The following is a 15,107-nucleotide window of genomic DNA, read 5'->3' as shown; positions in this document are numbered from 1 at the left end:
GCGACTTGCTGGCCGAATACATGCACGGCCGTATTCGCGGCCCCTACGACGAACCGGGGCGCATGGCCGCCGGTTTCACCCGCGAAGAAATCGACGATCTCAAGGCCATGGAAGCGCAGACGCTGGCCCGGCTCGACAAGACACACGCCTGAATGCCCTCCGGCCCATAGCTCCCGTTCTTCCGTTGACATTCCCAACAAGATCAGGAAAATTTCACGTCTTGCCGGAATAGCTCAGTTGGTAGAGCAGCGCATTCGTAACGCGAAGGTCGTAGGTTCAATTCCTATTTCCGGCACCAAAATGATTTTAAATCAGTGACTTGATCGAAATTAGCGGTAGTTACGGTGCATAGAATTTAAGAAACTCAGCGAGTTTGGATTTTCTTTTGCCCGGACTATTCCCCGTCCCAAGTCAGAACACTAGAAAATTGTAAGGTTTTAGCCAGAATAAATGACCCTATGGGCAGGGTTTACTCTTGTGTCACTTTTGCCACATAGCCGTTGGCAAAACCCTGAAGTAGCCGATTTTGAATTTGTGGCTGATGCGATTGTCTTGACCACCATGATCTTCCCAGCACCAGAATGATATCGGGTGATGTAAAAACGATTGCAACACCGGCCACACCAAAAAGCTACTGCATTCCAGTTTTCCCGAACGTGGCATCAAGCTTCGGCTTCTGTTCAGCGAAGGTCCCCCATATTGCATTGCCTGCAATAACGGTAATCGGTGCGACACGCACACCGTAACGGGATTTGGCCTCATCGGCCACACCGGGGTTAGCCACGCTGCGCTCTTCGAAATCAATCCGGTGTTCATTGAGGTAGTTGCGTACGGCAGCACAATCAGGACAACCGGGACTGGTGTAAAGCAATACCGAAGTGCTCGTGGTCTGAGGTGCTGCACTCAAGACTGAACCTCCGCTGTATAGCCTTCACTGGTCACCGCAGAGATGAGATCGGCCGGGTCCATCTCACCATGAATAACTGCGGAACCCGGTTGCAGAGTTACTTCAACATCGGTTACACCCGGCACGTCCCCAAGCGCCTTGTTGACGGCGCGAACGCAGTGTTCGCAGGTCATGCCGGTAATTTTTAACTTGATTTCACTCATTGTTGATCCCCCTGATTCAAAGTGCTTTCATCACATCAACCGCGTACAGCTTCGGCGACGCGCATGAGTTTTTCACGCACCTCGTGACCGATCTTATCCACGCCGGGGTGGTTGACCATCCCCAGAACGGATACCGGATCCATGAATACGACGCTCACCGTGTCATCCGGTTCGGTGCGCACGACAACATTGCAGGGTAAAAGAGCGCCGATATCCGGTTCGGCTTCCATTGCCTGATGGGCGAAGTTCGGGTTGCAGGCGCCCAGAATAATGTATGGCTTTCGTTCGAGACCTAATTTTGCCTTGAGTGTTGCAGCCACATCGATCGTAGTCAGCACACCAAAGCCTTCCTGCTTTAATGCCTCGGTAACCATCGGGATGGTTGATTCGTAATCTTTCGGGCTGGTGACGGAGAAAACATAAGAACTCATGGGAAATACCTCTAGGTTTTGGGGTGAGACGGGATATTGGTTGATTGGGTGATTGGATCTGGTTGGAATGCTTTGAGCCTTTTAAGACGAAGACTGTTCCCCAGCACGAACACCGAGGATAAGCCCATTGCCACCCCGGCCACCATTGGATTGAGATGAATGCCGATCGAAACGGCAACGCCCGCAGCAATCGGTATCAAAAGAATGTTGTAAAAGAAGGCCCAGAACAGATTGCCGCGAATATTGGAGAGGGTGTGTCGCGCGACTGTTATTGCCGTAACCACCTCGCGCAATTGGCCTCGCGTGAGCGTGACATCGGCCGCCTCGATGGCGATATCTGTCCCTGAAGCCAGCGCGATGCCAACATCGGCCTGAGCCAATGCAGGCGCATCATTGATACCGTCGCCAACAAATGCAACGCGACGTCCCTTGGATTGAAGTTCAGAAACCACCCTGGCCTTATCCTGTGGGCGAATTTCTGCGTGTACTTCGTCGATACCCAGCATGGCGGCAACCGTTTGAGCGGTCCGCTTCGCGTCTCCGGTGACCATCGCAATATGGATGCCCCGCTGGCGCAAGGCATCAACCACGCTTTTTGCCTCGGGTTTGATTCGATCAGCAATCGCCAGCCAGCCGAGAAACGTGCTGTCTGCAGAGACAAATACGGTCGTTTGGCCTGCCTCTTCAAATTGAGCGGCTTCTGTGGAATTCGAGCCGAGATCCACGCCTTCACGTTCAAGAAAATGGCGAGAACCGACACGCACCCTGTGCCCTTCGATCATGCCTTCGATGCCATCACCGACGATAGAGCGGAAGTCCTCGGCAGCAGGCAATATGACACCTCGCTGTTCTGCAGCAGTCACGATGGCACGCCCCAGAGGATGCTCGGATGCTCCTTCAAGAGCCGCCGCCAAGCGTAGGGCTTCATCGGGCGAAGGGCCGCCGATATCCGATAAAGTCGGGCGGCCTTCCGTCAATGTGCCTGTTTTATCGAACAGTACCGTATCCACACGGGAAAGCGTTTCCAATGCTTCGCCTTTGCGAAAAAGCACACCCAACTCTGCTGCACGACCCGTGCCCACCATAATGGCGGCGGGCGTTGCCAAGCCCATGGCACAGGGACAAGCGACCACCAGCACGGCGACAGCGGCGACAAGCGCCACACTGACATTGCCGGTCAATACAATCCAGGTAATGAAGGTAATCAGCGCAATGGCCAGCACAACAGGCGTGAACACGCGAACCACGCGATCGGCCAGACCCTGTATCGGCAACTTGCCCGTTTGCGCACTTTCAACCAGCTTGATGATTTGAGCCAGAACGGTATCTCGACCAACCGAAGTCGCCTCAATCAGCAAGCGCCCGTCCTGATCGACCGTACCGCCGACAACCTCGTCACCCTGCCCCTTGGCGACAGGCAATGGCTCGCCCGTCAGCATCGATTGATCGATGTGGGCACGTCCCTCGATCACGCGCCCATCCGTCGGAATACGCTCGCCGGGACGCACGACAAATCGATCACCTTTGTGCAGTTGTGCCAAGGACACATCCCGCTCAACACCGGATTCATCGAGGATATGCGCCGTTTTCGCCTGCAAATCAATCAGTTTGCGTATCGCGGCGGAGGTTCTGCTCTTGGCGAGCGCTTCCAGATATTTGCCTGCCAATACGGCCGCAATGACTACTGCGGACGAGTCAAAATAGACATGCCTGGCCTCGACCGGAAACAAGAAGGGGAAAACCAGCACCAACACACTGTAAGCGTAAGCCGCTCCTGTGCCGGTCGCGACAAGTGAGTTCATATCCGGCGAGAGATGACGATAGGCGATAAAGCCCGGTTTGAAAAAACGTCGCCCCGGGCCGAACAGTACAACCGAAGCGAGGAGCAGTTGAACCCAGTCCCAAAAATTCGGGAACGGGCTGATTCCTGCCAACACGCGCTCCAGCCCGGGGATGAACATGGCGCCCATGGATAGGAACATGATAACCAGAGAGAATCCGGCAGCCAGAATCACGTCACGCTTCATGGCAGAGAGGTTCTTCTGCTGACGGTTATCATCCGGCTCCACACCATTGGTGTGACCATCAGCAAAATCATCGACAAGGCTGGCGCCATAACCCGCCTCTATCACTGCGACGATCAACTCATCCGGCCCAACCATCGCCGGGATATAGCGAACATGGGCGCGTTCGGTCGCCAGATTCACCACGGCATCCAGCACAGCAGGCAAATGCTTCAGTGCACGCTCAACGCGCCCGACGCAAGAAGCGCAGGTCATCCCTTCGATGGCGAGATCTATCTCGGCGACAACCGGTGTATAGCCGACATCCCTGATGACTTCGATCAAGTCGGCGGGATGCACCTGTTGCGGGTCGAATTTGATCGTTGCCTGTTCGGTGGCGAGGTTCAAACTGGCAGAGGCCACGCCTGGAAGTTTGGCAAGACCACGCTCCACTCGCGAACTGCACGAGGCGCAAGTCATGCCATCTACACCGATATCCAGTTCACTGAATTTGGTCATGGCAATCGACGCTCACAAGGTATTAATAAATTCATAGGCAAAGAGTAAACGATTACCAGTTGAAAATCCGGCTTTCGCAGGTTATGGGCGCACGAACCTAAGTAAATGCAGATTTATTCCATCCTTGGAATAAATCAGCTCGCTCATCGCGGTACACGCCCGCGATGGCGCTCACGAATCAAAGACTTATGTCTTTGTTCGTGTTGGGGCATCCTGCCCCAAGCGGGAAGCACTGAATAAATCAGCGCTTCCCTAAGAATCACCTCAGGTTCAAACACAAGCCAGTGCAGAACGTACAGCCGCGTAAATTTTTTGGGCGGTATAGAGATTTGATACGGTGGATCGGCTAATTCCAGTTCAAAACCTGATAGATTGGCGAGTTTACCCATTTCAGTAAGCCCATCCCTTGAAAGACGATTTCCACCAAATTTTGCTCAAACGTATTGCTGCCAGCCCCGATTTTCCCGCCTTTGCACGTACTGTTCAGGAGGCCTATCGCGTCATAGAAAATGATCTCGCCTCATCGCACGAACTCGTCAAGCTCATCCTCAAGGATCCGGCACTGACGCATCGGATTTTGCGACTGGCCAATGCCGTCGAATATCGACATCTCGGTGGTCAGGTCACAACCATCTCTCGCGCAGTCACCTTGATGGGATTCGAAGAAATCCGCATGGCAGCTCTGGCCATGTCGCTTTTCGAGCAAATCGAGTGCAAGCAACACGGCAAGTTGCTTCAAAGCCGTTTCCTGCAAGCCCTCTTTCAGGCCTTCCTTGCCAAGAACCTGGCCAGTCATATCGGTGGTTTCACTGTAGAGGAGATGTTCCTGAGTGCACTTTTCCAAGACCTTGGGGCCTTACTGATCTTCCGCCATGCCCCAGAGTTGCTTTCGGAAATTGAGCGTGCCCGGAATGTTGATGGTTTGGATGAATCGAGCGCGATCCATGCCGTGACCGGTGTTCTACCTGCGGCGCTTGCGCGGGATGTCTGTCAGCAGTGGGGATTGCCCGAATCGGCGCGACGTTTTCTGACCACGCGCGCAACGCCCGGCAAGCTTATGGGGCTCAACCCCACGGCAAAAGCTCAGGCCATCGGTCGTTTGGCCAACGAGACGGCATCGCTCATGGCCAATGCGGCGACCTTTGCGCAAATGCAGCAGGGAATGGCGGAACTGGCCAGGGCGGCGGGGATCGATCCAATCCTGTATCAAAAAGCGATCACCGATGCACGAGCGCACATTCGGGAATACGAGTCCATGCTGGTTCAAACCCAGGTGAAGCCGGCGTTTTTACAACGCATGAGCATGGAAAATGATGATCAACTCCCCATCGACACCATGCCGACAGCCGTCTCCAACGAACAGCGTTCAGAGGTACTGACTCGCTGCATTGAAGACGTCACCGCCAAATTGATGAGCGATTACAAGCTGGGCGATATATTCGGTCTGATACTGAAAGCAATGGCCGAGGGACTCAATCTGGACCTGGCTGCGCTCTACATGCTGGATCGGAATAACTGGCAACTGATACCGAAAATGGGTGAAGGCACCTTGTACGCAAAGCTTCATACACAAATGCCCATATCGCTGAAGGGAAATTCCCGGATTGCCCAAACGTTCCAGTCGGCCGAGGATCGAGCGCTGCTCCGCCCCGCCATGCCTGTTGATGACATCGCAGATTGGCAGTTTTCAGGCAAAGCGGATAGGGCGGAAGTCTTGCCGCTTTACATCAATCGCGCACCTTTCGGGCTTATCTACCTGGAAGGCAAAAGCAATGTCTTTCACGAAGGGAACGCCAACAGCTTGCGCACCCTGCGCAACCAGGCAATTCTCGCAGTCAAATCGAAATCGGTTCGGTAGGTAAACCAGTCACCTGTTTCTGATTTCTCCAATTAAAACCCGTTTCGACGGAACATCGATACAGCACAAGTCCATCTCCGTGACACCATGCCCCAAACCGCATTGGGGCAGGTTGGTTGCTGGCAGGCTGCTAGCTTCGCCGAAGCGGCTCAGAACAGCAACTGAACCCCAGCAGACAATGCGCGCCCGGGTTTCGGCGCCAAAAACCGCATCGTATCGATACTGCCAGCCGAGTACACGGTCCGGTCGGTGAGATTGGACAATGCGACATACCACTGTCCGCCCACGCGCCCGCCTCCAAATGGCGGCGTGAACTGCCGTGTCAACCGGGCATTGACCATGACATACCCCGGCGTTTCCCCAGCCGCGTCACTCGCGGGTACGCGCGTCTGTCGGGCGGCCATGGGCAACTCGAGTTGCGCCGTCCACAAACCGTACTGCCACAACAATGCAGGCGTGACCGTAAGCGGCGCAATGCGGGGTAAAGGTTCATCCGCACTGCGATTTTCGGCACGGACAACATCGGCAACGATACGCGCATCCACGGAATGCCCGGCATGAGAAAATACAGGCCACAACCCGCTGAATTCCAGACCGTAAATCCGCGCACGAACGCCGCTGTAATCGTACTCGGGCAAGGCATCGGCGTTGGTGCAGCCAATGAACCCGCCATCCTCGTCACGACAGCTATCGGTTCCGAGCAAGCCAATGTAATTCTGGTAATCACTCAGATAGGCCGTGGTGGAGAACTGGGCCTTTTCATGTTGCCAGCGCAAACCAAGCTCGACCGTATTGCTGCGTTCGGTCTTCAAGTTAGGATCACCGAGTTCATAAGCGCCGGTCGCATCGTGCGGGCCATTGGCGTAGAGTTCGTCAAATGCCGGAGCCCTTTCGTTATGACTCAACTGGCCGATCACATGCCACTGCGGCAAGAATTGATAAGCCAGACTCAGCGAGGCACTGGCGGGAGTGAATGTGCTTGAACTTGGCGAGCCAAAACGATCAACGCCGGTATCGCCTGCACCATCGGATTGCACCCGAACCCGCTCGACGCGGGCACCGACGCTGTACGACCAGGCACCGCGCTTGCCCTCGCCCACCGCAAATCCACCGATGTTGCGCGTGTGGGTTTTCGGCAAGAAACCCTCATCACCCAGCGCCGAAAAATCAAACTGGCTGTATTGCAGGCCGTATTGCCAGTTCAATCCCATCAACTCACTCTGTAGTGCCAAACGCAGGCTGTTGCCCTTGTTTTTGAAGGTGGTGGCGGGCACGCCGTCATTCAATTCCTGATGTTGATAGTCCGTGTGGTTCGCTTCCAGGGTGACCTGCTGCACGAATCCGGACAAATTCCGTTGTTGCGCTTTGAAATCATATTGGGTGGAACGCATATCGATTCGTGTGGCAGGATCAACGATCACGCCGTAGTAGTCCCGGCTTTGACCAATGGAGAACCCGATGGCCGAATCGGTGCCTGTCAAGCTGAAACCGACCGTGCCGCCGCGCTGACGATCGGCCGAATTACGAATCTTGCCGCCATCCAGTGATGGCCCAGCGTAACCATCAGGCGCATTGTAATCGCCCGAATTTTGCAAAAATCCATCCAGATGCAAGGCATAAAGACCATTACCCGCATTAACGGACGCCGCTGTCGATGATCGACTGTACCCGGTATCCCCTTGCAACTGGGCTCGACCGGATACACCTTCGACTGGCTGCATGGCGATGGCGGAATTATCCGTTTTAATCACGCCACCCGCCGCACCGCCGCTGTAGAGCAATGCCTGCGGGCCACGTAAAATCTCAACGCGATCAAACGATAAGGGATTGACCGGAGCATTGTGATCGTAACTGACCGCAGAGGCATCCAACGCAGGCAACCCATTGCTGAATAGATCCACTCGGTGGGCATCCAGGCCACGAATGACGGGGCGATTGCTGTTTGGCCCATACCAGGTTGAACTCAATCCGGGCAGACCATCGAGCAAACCACCCAAAGTGCTGGCCCCCTGACGCTCGAACAGTGCGGGACCATCGAGCACCATCGTCGGCGCGCCCGGCAAACCGATCACTGTCGCGGGCGCGTTGACCGTAATGCTGCCAAGGTCCGCGGCCTGTGCCACCTGGGTTATCCCACCTGTGATTGTCATCAATAGTGCCGAAACGATGGCTGAAGCCATTGGGGCAGGTTTCGACAAATGAAGGGGTTGGTTCACGTTGAAAAAACAATCAGACATGGAATGCTCTCTGAACTTGTTACAAATAGAACGTTATATTGTTACATTTCCTGCCGCTGCACAAGCCACAGATCCATGGAAAGACTATTAGTTTTATTGATTAATACATAATTAATGCAGTAGAAAAAATTTGTATAGTCCTGCTTTACCCGATAGATTCAGTTGGTCTTTTTAACCCGACGACGGAGACCGATATGAAACGAATGATTATTGCAGCCGCACTTCTAACCACCACCTTGCCCGCACTGGCCAACGATCCCAAGCCGTTGACTCTGGGCGAACAATTCATCGTGCGCGCTTATGCCGGTCAACTCGAAGGCTTGGCACTCAACAACGTTGTCAAAGCAAAAACCCTGGGCATTGCCGTCAACGACAGCACCATTTGTGTCGCCTTGGCTGCATCTATGGCTGGTGAATTTGTTGCCCATAACAAAGCCGATGGTCTGGCTGATAAAACCGAAAACCCCGAGCGCCGACTGGACATCGTGGCTTTTAACAAGCCGGATTCTGCCGCATTCGCCGCCCAGCAGTTCAAAAATAAAGATGCCATTGCTTTGGTATTCGGCGGTCAAATAAGCGATGAAACCAACGCCAGGGAAGTCAAGATGCTGCTGGCAGATTTGGCGAAGCAGGATTACAAAGGCACCCTCTTCCTGCATTTGACTGTATTTGGCAAAAAATGGGTTGAAATGGCCGCGCAAGAAGACAAAGCAGTGGGAACATGGCTGGCAGGCAAAGACAATATCTTCGCACTCGGTGTAAACCCCAAAGAGAAAAAAGGCGTAGTGAACCAAGTCAGCTACAAAGATGGCAAACAAACCGTGACCGGGGCTGTGTTTACCACCGATTTGAACAACGGTTTCATCAACCTGTTCAATCGCCGCTTGCTTAAATAATTCCAGCAGTCATAGCCATGAGCCGTTAGCGCGATGAGCCAAACACGGACAGGCATTTTTATCACACACAACCGAAGCCAAATGCTTCGGTTTTTTATGCTTGAAATATCGTACCAATTTGGTACAGTTAACTTAAGTCAAGAAGGTGATCAAAATGCTCAAAATCAGCCGCATGAGTGATTATGCCATTGTGCTGTTGACGGCCATGGCACGAACAGAAGCCGCGCAATCTACCGCACGGATTCTGGCTGTCGACACCGGGCTTACCCTGCCCACGGTTGGCAAGCTGCTGAAAATGCTTTCTGCCGGTGGCTTGTTGCTCTCTCAACAAGGGAGAAACGGTGGGTATCGCCTCGCGCGCGGCGCAAACGAGATCAGTCTGGCCAATATCATCGAGGCCATAGATGGCCCGATCGCCCTGACAGAATGCTTTACGGTCGATCATGATTGTGATCGTGAAGCCAATTGCGGCTTAAGACCGCACTGGCAAGCCATAAATCAGGGCGTTCGCCAGTTGCTGGACAGCACATCGCTGGCGGCATTGATTCAGCCCGCGCCTCAAGTGCCGGTTTGGTTTGAACGCCAGCCTACAAACATGAATCAAATAGCAAGCAAGACACCGCGCCGCCAAGCCAGCACACAATAGACAAGATCAGATATCGCCGATTCGGGAGAAATAACATGACCGAGCAACACATCACAGAGCAGCAGGAAATCGAACACCTGATGCAACGGGAATACAAATACGGCTTCACGACAGACATCGAGCAGGACATCATCCCGCCGGGTTTGAATGAAGATGTCATCCGGCTGATTTCCGCCAAGAAGAACGAGCCCGAATTCCTGCTCGAATGGCGGCTCAAGGCTTATCGTCATTGGCTGACGATGACCCCGCCGACCTGGGCGCATGTACATTACCCGCCGATTGATTATCAGGCCTTGTCTTATTACGCGGCGCCGAAAACCGCAGACGAGTTGGCCGAAATCGAGGCAAGCAAACCGCAAAGTCTCGATGAAGTTGATCCCAAGTTACTCGAAACCTACGAGAAACTGGGCATCCCGCTGCATGAGCGCGCCGTTTTGGCGGGCGTGGTGCAACCATCAAATGTTGCCGTCGATGCGGTATTCGACAGCGTTTCCGTCACCACGACCTTCAAGGCAAAGCTGGCCGAAGCGGGCGTGATTTTCTGTTCTTTTTCGGAAGCTGTGCACAACCACCCGGATCTGATCAAAAAATATCTGGGCACGGTCGTACCCGCAGGCGATAACTACTACGCCGCGCTCAACTCTGCCGTGTTTTCTGACGGGTCGTTCGTGTTTGTTCCCAAGGGCGTACGCTGCCCGATGGAGCTTTCCACCTATTTCCGCATCAACGCCAAGAACACAGGCCAGTTCGAACGCACGCTGATCGTCGCCGAAGAAGGCGCGCACGTGAGTTATCTCGAAGGCTGCACGGCCCCGCAACGCGATGAAAACCAACTGCACGCCGCCGTGGTCGAATTGGTCGCATTGGACGATGCCACCATCAAGTACTCCACCGTGCAGAACTGGTATCCGGGCGACGAAGAAGGCAAAGGCGGCATTTACAACTTCGTAACCAAACGCGGTGACGCGCGCGGTGCACGCAGCAAGATCACCTGGACGCAAGTCGAGGCCGGTTCGGCGATTACCTGGAAATATCCGAGCTGCATCCTGCGCGGTGATGATTCGGTCGGCGAGTTCTATTCCGTTGCCGTCAGTAATAACTATCAGCAGGTCGATTCGGGCACCAAGATGATTCATCTGGGCAAACGTACCCGCAGCACGATCGTTTCGAAAAGTATTTCGGCGGGCCATTCGCAGAATGCCTATCGCGGCCTGGTACACATTGCCAAATCGGCCGATGACGCGCGCAACTACACTCAATGTGACGCGCTTTTGATTGGTGATCGTAACGGGGCACACACCTTCCCGTACATCGAGGCCAAGAATTCGACCGCGCAGATCGAGCACGAGGCCACCACGTCCAAAATCAGCGACGATCAGATTTTTTATCTGCAATCACGCGGCATCAGTGAAGAAAATGCGACGAACATGATCGTCAACGGGTTTTGCAAGGAAGTATTCAATGAGTTGCCGATGGAATTTGCAGTAGAGGCCCAGGCCTTGCTGGCCGTATCGCTCGAAGGCTCCGTAGGTTAATTCCCGTTCGTTGTTCCCGGACGGTAAATTTTAGAGATAAAGACAATGAAATTATTAGAAATCAAAAATCTGCACGCAAAAATTGGCGACAAGCCCATCTTGCGCGGTATCAATCTTTGCATCAACGCCGGTGAAGTTCACGCCATCATGGGGCCGAACGGATCGGGGAAAAGTACGCTGTGCCAAGTGCTGGGCGGGCGCGAAGGTTTTGAAGTAACCGAAGGCAGCGTCACCTACGACGGCAAGAATCTGCTCGAACTTTCAACCGAAGAACGCGCCACCGCCGGTCTGCTGCTCGGCTTCCAGCACCCGGTCGAAATTCCGGGCGTCAAGAACATCTACCTGCTCAAGGAAGCGCTCAACGCGCAACGTGCGGCACGTGGCCTGGATGAAATCGACACCTTCGCCTTTATGAAGCAGGTGCGCGAACTCACCAAAACGATGGGCATGGACGATGCGTTCCTGCACCGGGGCGTGAACGCGGGCTTCTCCGGTGGCGAGAAAAAGCGCAACGAGATTCTGCAGATGTTGCTGTTGCAACCCAAACTCGCCTTGCTGGATGAAACCGACTCCGGCCTCGACATCGATGCGCTGAAAGTGGTTTCCGAGGGCATCAACATGCTTCGTGGTGCCGATCGTGGCATTGTGCTCGTGACCCACTATCAACGTCTGCTGAGCTATGTGGAACCTGATTTCGTCCACATCCTGTACAAAGGGAAAATCATCAAGTCCGGTGACAAATCACTTGCCCTGCAACTGGAAGCCGAGGGCTATCAGGACATCCTTGAGGCCGCATCATGAGTCGCGCACCGCTTCCCGAATGGCTGGTCAGCACGCTGGATCAGCAGGAACCCGCGGCACCGGGGGAAATCCACACCACAGCGCGTGTGCAAGTGGTCGAGTGGGGCCTGCCCACCCTGCGTGATGAGGAATGGCGTTGGACGAATCTGCGCGCCCTAACGCGTCCTCTGCCAAAACCGCAACAAACCGCGACACCGGAAGGCTCCGGCCTGAACGCCATCCTGCCGCAGGCAATTTTCATTCGCTTTGCCGGAGGCAAACTCGTCGAGTGCCCCGGTGAACTTCCGGATGGTTTGCGTCTGACGCCGTTACGCGAGGCCGATCTCGACCAGCGCGCAGCCGCCTTTGCCCCCAAGGCCGTCACGCCGAACGACGCATTGCTGGCCCTCAATACGGCCACGGCAGCAGAAGGACTGATCATCGATATTGCTGCAAACGCCGATATCAAGCCGCCCATCGTGCTCGAATTTCTCGACGCACCCAGCGAAACCGCCGCACAAACGCGCGTTCTGGTTCGATGCGGCCCGCACAGCCGCGCCACATTGATTGAAACGGCAACAGGTGCCGATGGCGTCACTTCATGGCGCAATTCGGTGCTGGTGGCTGCATTGGCCGCTAACAGCCAGTTGACGCATCTGTCACTGGGGCTGGATGGCGATGCCCGGCTGCTGACCGACCGCAGTTTCGTCACACTCGCGCGCGATGCCCGCTATCGCTCGATCAACATTCAACTGGGCGGGCAACTGGTTCGACGAGAAATTGATGTCAACATCACCGACACGGGCGCGCACTGCGATCTGTTCGGCCTGATGATGCCGCGGGCCAAGCAGGTTCTGGATACCCACACGCGACTTACGCATGGCGCGGCACATACCACCAGCGACGAACGCTATCAGGTCATTGCCGACGAATCCGGACGCGGCATCTTCAAGGGCCGGATTCTCGTGGCGCAGGACGCACAGAAGATCGAGGCTTACCAAAGCAGCCGGAACCTTCTGCTTTCGGACTCGGCCGAAATCGATACCAAACCGGAACTCGAAATCTACGCCGACGACGTGAAATGCAGCCACGGCGCCACGATTGGCCGACTGGACGACGAGGCGCTCTATTACCTGCAAAGCCGGGGGATTTCAACGGCCAACGCCCGCAAGCTGCTGATCGCCGGTTTTGCCCAGGAGATCGTTGACCTGCTTGTGACACCGGAACTGGTCGAATGGATGGGCGGGATCATTTCACGGCGCCTCGAACGCCAGAACGCGCAGTAGGAAGGCACCCATGTCCGCTACCCCTTTCGACCTTGATGCCATACGTCGGCAATTTCCAGCACTGGATCAAACCGTCAACGGCAAGCCGCTGGTGTACCTCGACAATGCCGCCACCACGCAAAAACCGGAATGCGTCATCGAGGCGGTGCGCACGTTTTATCGTCACGATAATGCCAATATCCATCGTGGCGTGCACACGTTATCTGCACGTGCCACCGATCAATATGAAGCGGCACGCGAACGTGTCCGCCTAAGTCTGAATGCGTCCGCCACGGAAGAAATCGTGTTTGTTCGCGGCACCACCGAAGCCATCAATCTGGTGGCCTCAAGCTTCGGTCAAACACTCAAGGCCGGTGACGAGATCCTGATTTCCGCGCTGGAGCATCACGCCAACATCGTGCCCTGGCATCTGCTGAGAATCCGGATCGGCGTGGTTCTGAAGGTGATCCCCGTCACGATCGAAGGCGAACTCGATCTTGGTGCCCTACCCGCTCTGATTACCGATCGCACACGCCTGATTGCCGTCAATCATGTCTCGAATGCCTTGGGCACAATCAATCCGGTTGCACAGATTGCCGCCATCGCCAAACAGCATGGTGTGCCGATATTGATTGATGGCGCTCAGGGCCTACCGCATGGCCCGGTGGATGTTCAGGCCATTGATTGTGATTTTTACACGCTCTCCGGGCATAAGGTGTTTGCCCCCAGCGGCGTCGGCGTTCTGTACGCGCGCCGTCCCTGGCTGGATGACTTGCCCCCCTATCAGGGCGGTGGCGACATGATCGAAACGGTCAGTTTCGAAGCGGTGCGCTACGCGCCGCCGCCAGCCAAATTCGAGGCAGGCACGCCTAATATTGAAGGGGCCATCGGCCTCAAAGCGGCACTCGATTGGCACGCAGCGCTTGATTGGCAAGCCCTCAAGGCACACGAAGCCGCTCTGCTCGAACGAGCGACAGAATCGCTGCAAGGCATCAATGGCGTCAGAATTATTGGCACAGCCAAACATAAGGTGCCGGTACTCTCCTTTATCATTGAAGGCAGCCACCCGCACGATATCGGCACCTTGCTGGATGCCCAGGGCATCGCCGTACGCACCGGCCAACACTGCGCCATGCCGGTCTTGCAGTTTTTGGGCGCGCCGCAAGGCACCGTGCGCGCCTCATTTGCTTTTTACAACACGCTGGATGAAGTCGATGCGCTGGTTCGTGCCGTGCATCGCGCCCGGCAAATGCTGAGCTGAGAAATCGTATGGAACCCCTGGAACGCGTTCGACTGACTCGTGATTGTGTCGCCACCATGGTCCCTTCCGGCCAGAAGGTATTGGCCTCGAAAGATACGCCCGTCGAGATCATGCAGGCTTTGGGCGGCAGCTTTACCATCAAGGCACGCGGGCACCTGCTGAGGTTGGAAGGCAAAGATGCCGACGCGCTCGGTAAAGAGCCACCGCCAAAGCCGGAGTTACCCGAAAATGCCACAGATGCCGATATCGAAAACATGGTATGGGAGCAGCTCCGTGGCGTATTCGACCCGGAAATCCCCATAAATATCGTAGAGTTAGGACTTGTTTACAAGGTAAAGGTTGAATCTTTGCCGGTTTCCGGTCGTCGGGTAGAGGTGGACATGACCCTGACCGCGCCCGGTTGCGGCATGGGCGGCGTAATCGCATCCGATGCGCATCAACGCATCATGGAAATCCCGACCGTGGAAGAAGCCGCCGTCGAGTTGGTGTTCGATCCGCCCTGGCATCGAGAGATGATGTCCGAAGCAGCCAGACTCGCCACGGGCATGTTTTAAATCAGGTTTATG

At 55.1% G+C, this 15,107-nt stretch carries 14 protein-coding genes and 1 tRNA gene; 9 read left to right on the top strand and 6 right to left on the bottom strand.

Annotation, left to right across the window (positions count from 1 at the left end; all coding sequences use genetic code 11):
- Positions 1–222: 222 nt before the first annotated feature.
- A tRNA-Thr gene (locus PHD44_RS04115) sits at positions 223–298 on the top strand.
- 333 nt (positions 299–631) lie between these two features.
- Here the strand turns inward: PHD44_RS04115 and PHD44_RS04110 are convergent.
- From PHD44_RS04110 to PHD44_RS04090, 5 genes are all read right to left on the bottom strand, one after another.
- Positions 632–907: a glutaredoxin family protein gene (locus PHD44_RS04110; protein WP_300188331.1), complete on the bottom strand. Its 276-nt coding sequence runs from the start codon at positions 905–907 to the stop codon at positions 632–634.
- Complete coding sequence (locus tag PHD44_RS04105; protein WP_300188329.1) at positions 904–1,110, bottom strand: heavy-metal-associated domain-containing protein; 207 nt, start codon at positions 1,108–1,110, stop codon at positions 904–906. Before PHD44_RS04105 ends, PHD44_RS04110 begins: the two co-directional genes overlap by 4 nt.
- A gap of 35 nt (positions 1,111–1,145) precedes the next feature.
- On the bottom strand, positions 1,146–1,541 hold the full coding sequence (locus PHD44_RS04100) for a DUF302 domain-containing protein (RefSeq protein ID WP_300188327.1): 396 nt from the start codon (positions 1,539–1,541) through the stop codon (positions 1,146–1,148).
- Positions 1,542–1,552: 11 nt separating this feature from the next.
- Entirely contained in the window at positions 1,553–4,063 is a 2,511-nt protein-coding gene (locus tag PHD44_RS04095) for a heavy metal translocating P-type ATPase (protein WP_300188325.1), read from the bottom strand.
- Between the two features lie 143 nt (positions 4,064–4,206).
- Positions 4,207–4,452 carry a hypothetical protein gene (locus PHD44_RS04090; protein WP_300188323.1) on the bottom strand — a complete coding sequence of 82 codons (246 nt, stop codon included), beginning with the start codon at positions 4,450–4,452 and terminating at the stop codon, positions 4,207–4,209.
- A 41-nt stretch (positions 4,453–4,493) separates the two neighbouring features.
- Between PHD44_RS04090 and PHD44_RS04085 the strand changes: the two genes are divergently transcribed.
- On the top strand, positions 4,494–5,921 hold the full coding sequence (locus tag PHD44_RS04085) for an HDOD domain-containing protein (RefSeq protein ID WP_300188321.1): 1,428 nt from the start codon (positions 4,494–4,496) through the stop codon (positions 5,919–5,921).
- Between the two features lie 149 nt (positions 5,922–6,070).
- Here the strand turns inward: PHD44_RS04085 and PHD44_RS04080 are convergent, their stop codons facing one another.
- Positions 6,071–8,101 carry a TonB-dependent receptor gene (locus tag PHD44_RS04080; protein ID WP_300188319.1) on the bottom strand — a complete coding sequence of 677 codons (2,031 nt, stop codon included), beginning with the start codon at positions 8,099–8,101 and terminating at the stop codon, positions 6,071–6,073.
- A 251-nt stretch (positions 8,102–8,352) separates the two neighbouring features.
- Between PHD44_RS04080 and PHD44_RS04075 the strand changes: the two genes are divergently transcribed.
- The 7 genes from PHD44_RS04075 (at position 8,353) to sufT (ending at position 15,095) form a co-directional block, all read left to right on the top strand.
- Positions 8,353–9,054 (top strand): hypothetical protein, encoded by a 702-nt coding sequence (locus PHD44_RS04075; RefSeq protein ID WP_300188317.1) that lies wholly within the window; start codon positions 8,353–8,355, stop codon positions 9,052–9,054.
- A 154-nt stretch (positions 9,055–9,208) separates the two neighbouring features.
- Positions 9,209–9,700 (top strand): SUF system Fe-S cluster assembly regulator, encoded by a 492-nt coding sequence (locus PHD44_RS04070; protein ID WP_300188315.1) that lies wholly within the window; start codon positions 9,209–9,211, stop codon positions 9,698–9,700.
- A gap of 35 nt (positions 9,701–9,735) precedes the next feature.
- Entirely contained in the window at positions 9,736–11,235 is a 1,500-nt protein-coding gene (gene sufB, locus PHD44_RS04065; RefSeq protein ID WP_300188313.1) for a Fe-S cluster assembly protein SufB, read from the top strand.
- A gap of 45 nt (positions 11,236–11,280) precedes the next feature.
- Positions 11,281–12,036 carry a Fe-S cluster assembly ATPase SufC gene (gene sufC, locus PHD44_RS04060; protein WP_300188311.1) on the top strand — a complete coding sequence of 252 codons (756 nt, stop codon included), beginning with the start codon at positions 11,281–11,283 and terminating at the stop codon, positions 12,034–12,036.
- Positions 12,033–13,301: a Fe-S cluster assembly protein SufD gene (gene sufD / locus PHD44_RS04055; protein WP_300188309.1), complete on the top strand. Its 1,269-nt coding sequence runs from the start codon at positions 12,033–12,035 to the stop codon at positions 13,299–13,301. The genes sufC and sufD overlap by 4 nt, the downstream gene beginning before the upstream one ends.
- Before the next feature lie 10 nt (positions 13,302–13,311).
- The gene (locus PHD44_RS04050; protein WP_300188307.1) at positions 13,312–14,541 is read left to right on the top strand and encodes an aminotransferase class V-fold PLP-dependent enzyme; all 1,230 of its coding nucleotides are present in this window, start codon (positions 13,312–13,314) and stop codon (positions 14,539–14,541) included.
- An 8-nt stretch (positions 14,542–14,549) separates the two neighbouring features.
- The gene (gene sufT, locus PHD44_RS04045) at positions 14,550–15,095 is read left to right on the top strand and encodes a putative Fe-S cluster assembly protein SufT (protein WP_300188305.1); all 546 of its coding nucleotides are present in this window, start codon (positions 14,550–14,552) and stop codon (positions 15,093–15,095) included.
- The last annotated feature ends 12 nt before the right edge of the window (positions 15,096–15,107 follow it).

The sequence above is a fragment of the Halothiobacillus sp. genome (assembly GCF_028710545.1).
Classification (GTDB): domain Bacteria; phylum Pseudomonadota; class Gammaproteobacteria; order Halothiobacillales; family Halothiobacillaceae; genus Halothiobacillus.
The sequence above is the reverse complement of the archived record's forward strand: the minus strand, read 5'-3'. Positions and strand labels throughout refer to the sequence as shown.

Coding starts and splice junctions, on each gene's coding strand:
- PHD44_RS04050 (WP_300188307.1), top strand. CDS start 13,312: ATGTCCGCTACCCCTTTCGACCTTGATGCCATACGTCGGCAATTTCCA.
- PHD44_RS04070 (WP_300188315.1), top strand. CDS start 9,209: ATGCTCAAAATCAGCCGCATGAGTGATTATGCCATTGTGCTGTTGACG.
- PHD44_RS04105 (WP_300188329.1), bottom strand. CDS start 1,110: ATGAGTGAAATCAAGTTAAAAATTACCGGCATGACCTGCGAACACTGC.
- PHD44_RS04100 (WP_300188327.1), bottom strand. CDS start 1,541: ATGAGTTCTTATGTTTTCTCCGTCACCAGCCCGAAAGATTACGAATCA.
- sufD (WP_300188309.1), top strand. CDS start 12,033: ATGAGTCGCGCACCGCTTCCCGAATGGCTGGTCAGCACGCTGGATCAG.
- sufC (WP_300188311.1), top strand. CDS start 11,281: ATGAAATTATTAGAAATCAAAAATCTGCACGCAAAAATTGGCGACAAG.
- PHD44_RS04075 (WP_300188317.1), top strand. CDS start 8,353: ATGAAACGAATGATTATTGCAGCCGCACTTCTAACCACCACCTTGCCC.
- PHD44_RS04095 (WP_300188325.1), bottom strand. CDS start 4,063: ATGACCAAATTCAGTGAACTGGATATCGGTGTAGATGGCATGACTTGC.
- sufB (WP_300188313.1), top strand. CDS start 9,736: ATGACCGAGCAACACATCACAGAGCAGCAGGAAATCGAACACCTGATG.
- PHD44_RS04080 (WP_300188319.1), bottom strand. CDS start 8,101: ATGGCTTCAGCCATCGTTTCGGCACTATTGATGACAATCACAGGTGGG.
- sufT (WP_300188305.1), top strand. CDS start 14,550: ATGGAACCCCTGGAACGCGTTCGACTGACTCGTGATTGTGTCGCCACC.
- PHD44_RS04090 (WP_300188323.1), bottom strand. CDS start 4,452: ATGGGTAAACTCGCCAATCTATCAGGTTTTGAACTGGAATTAGCCGAT.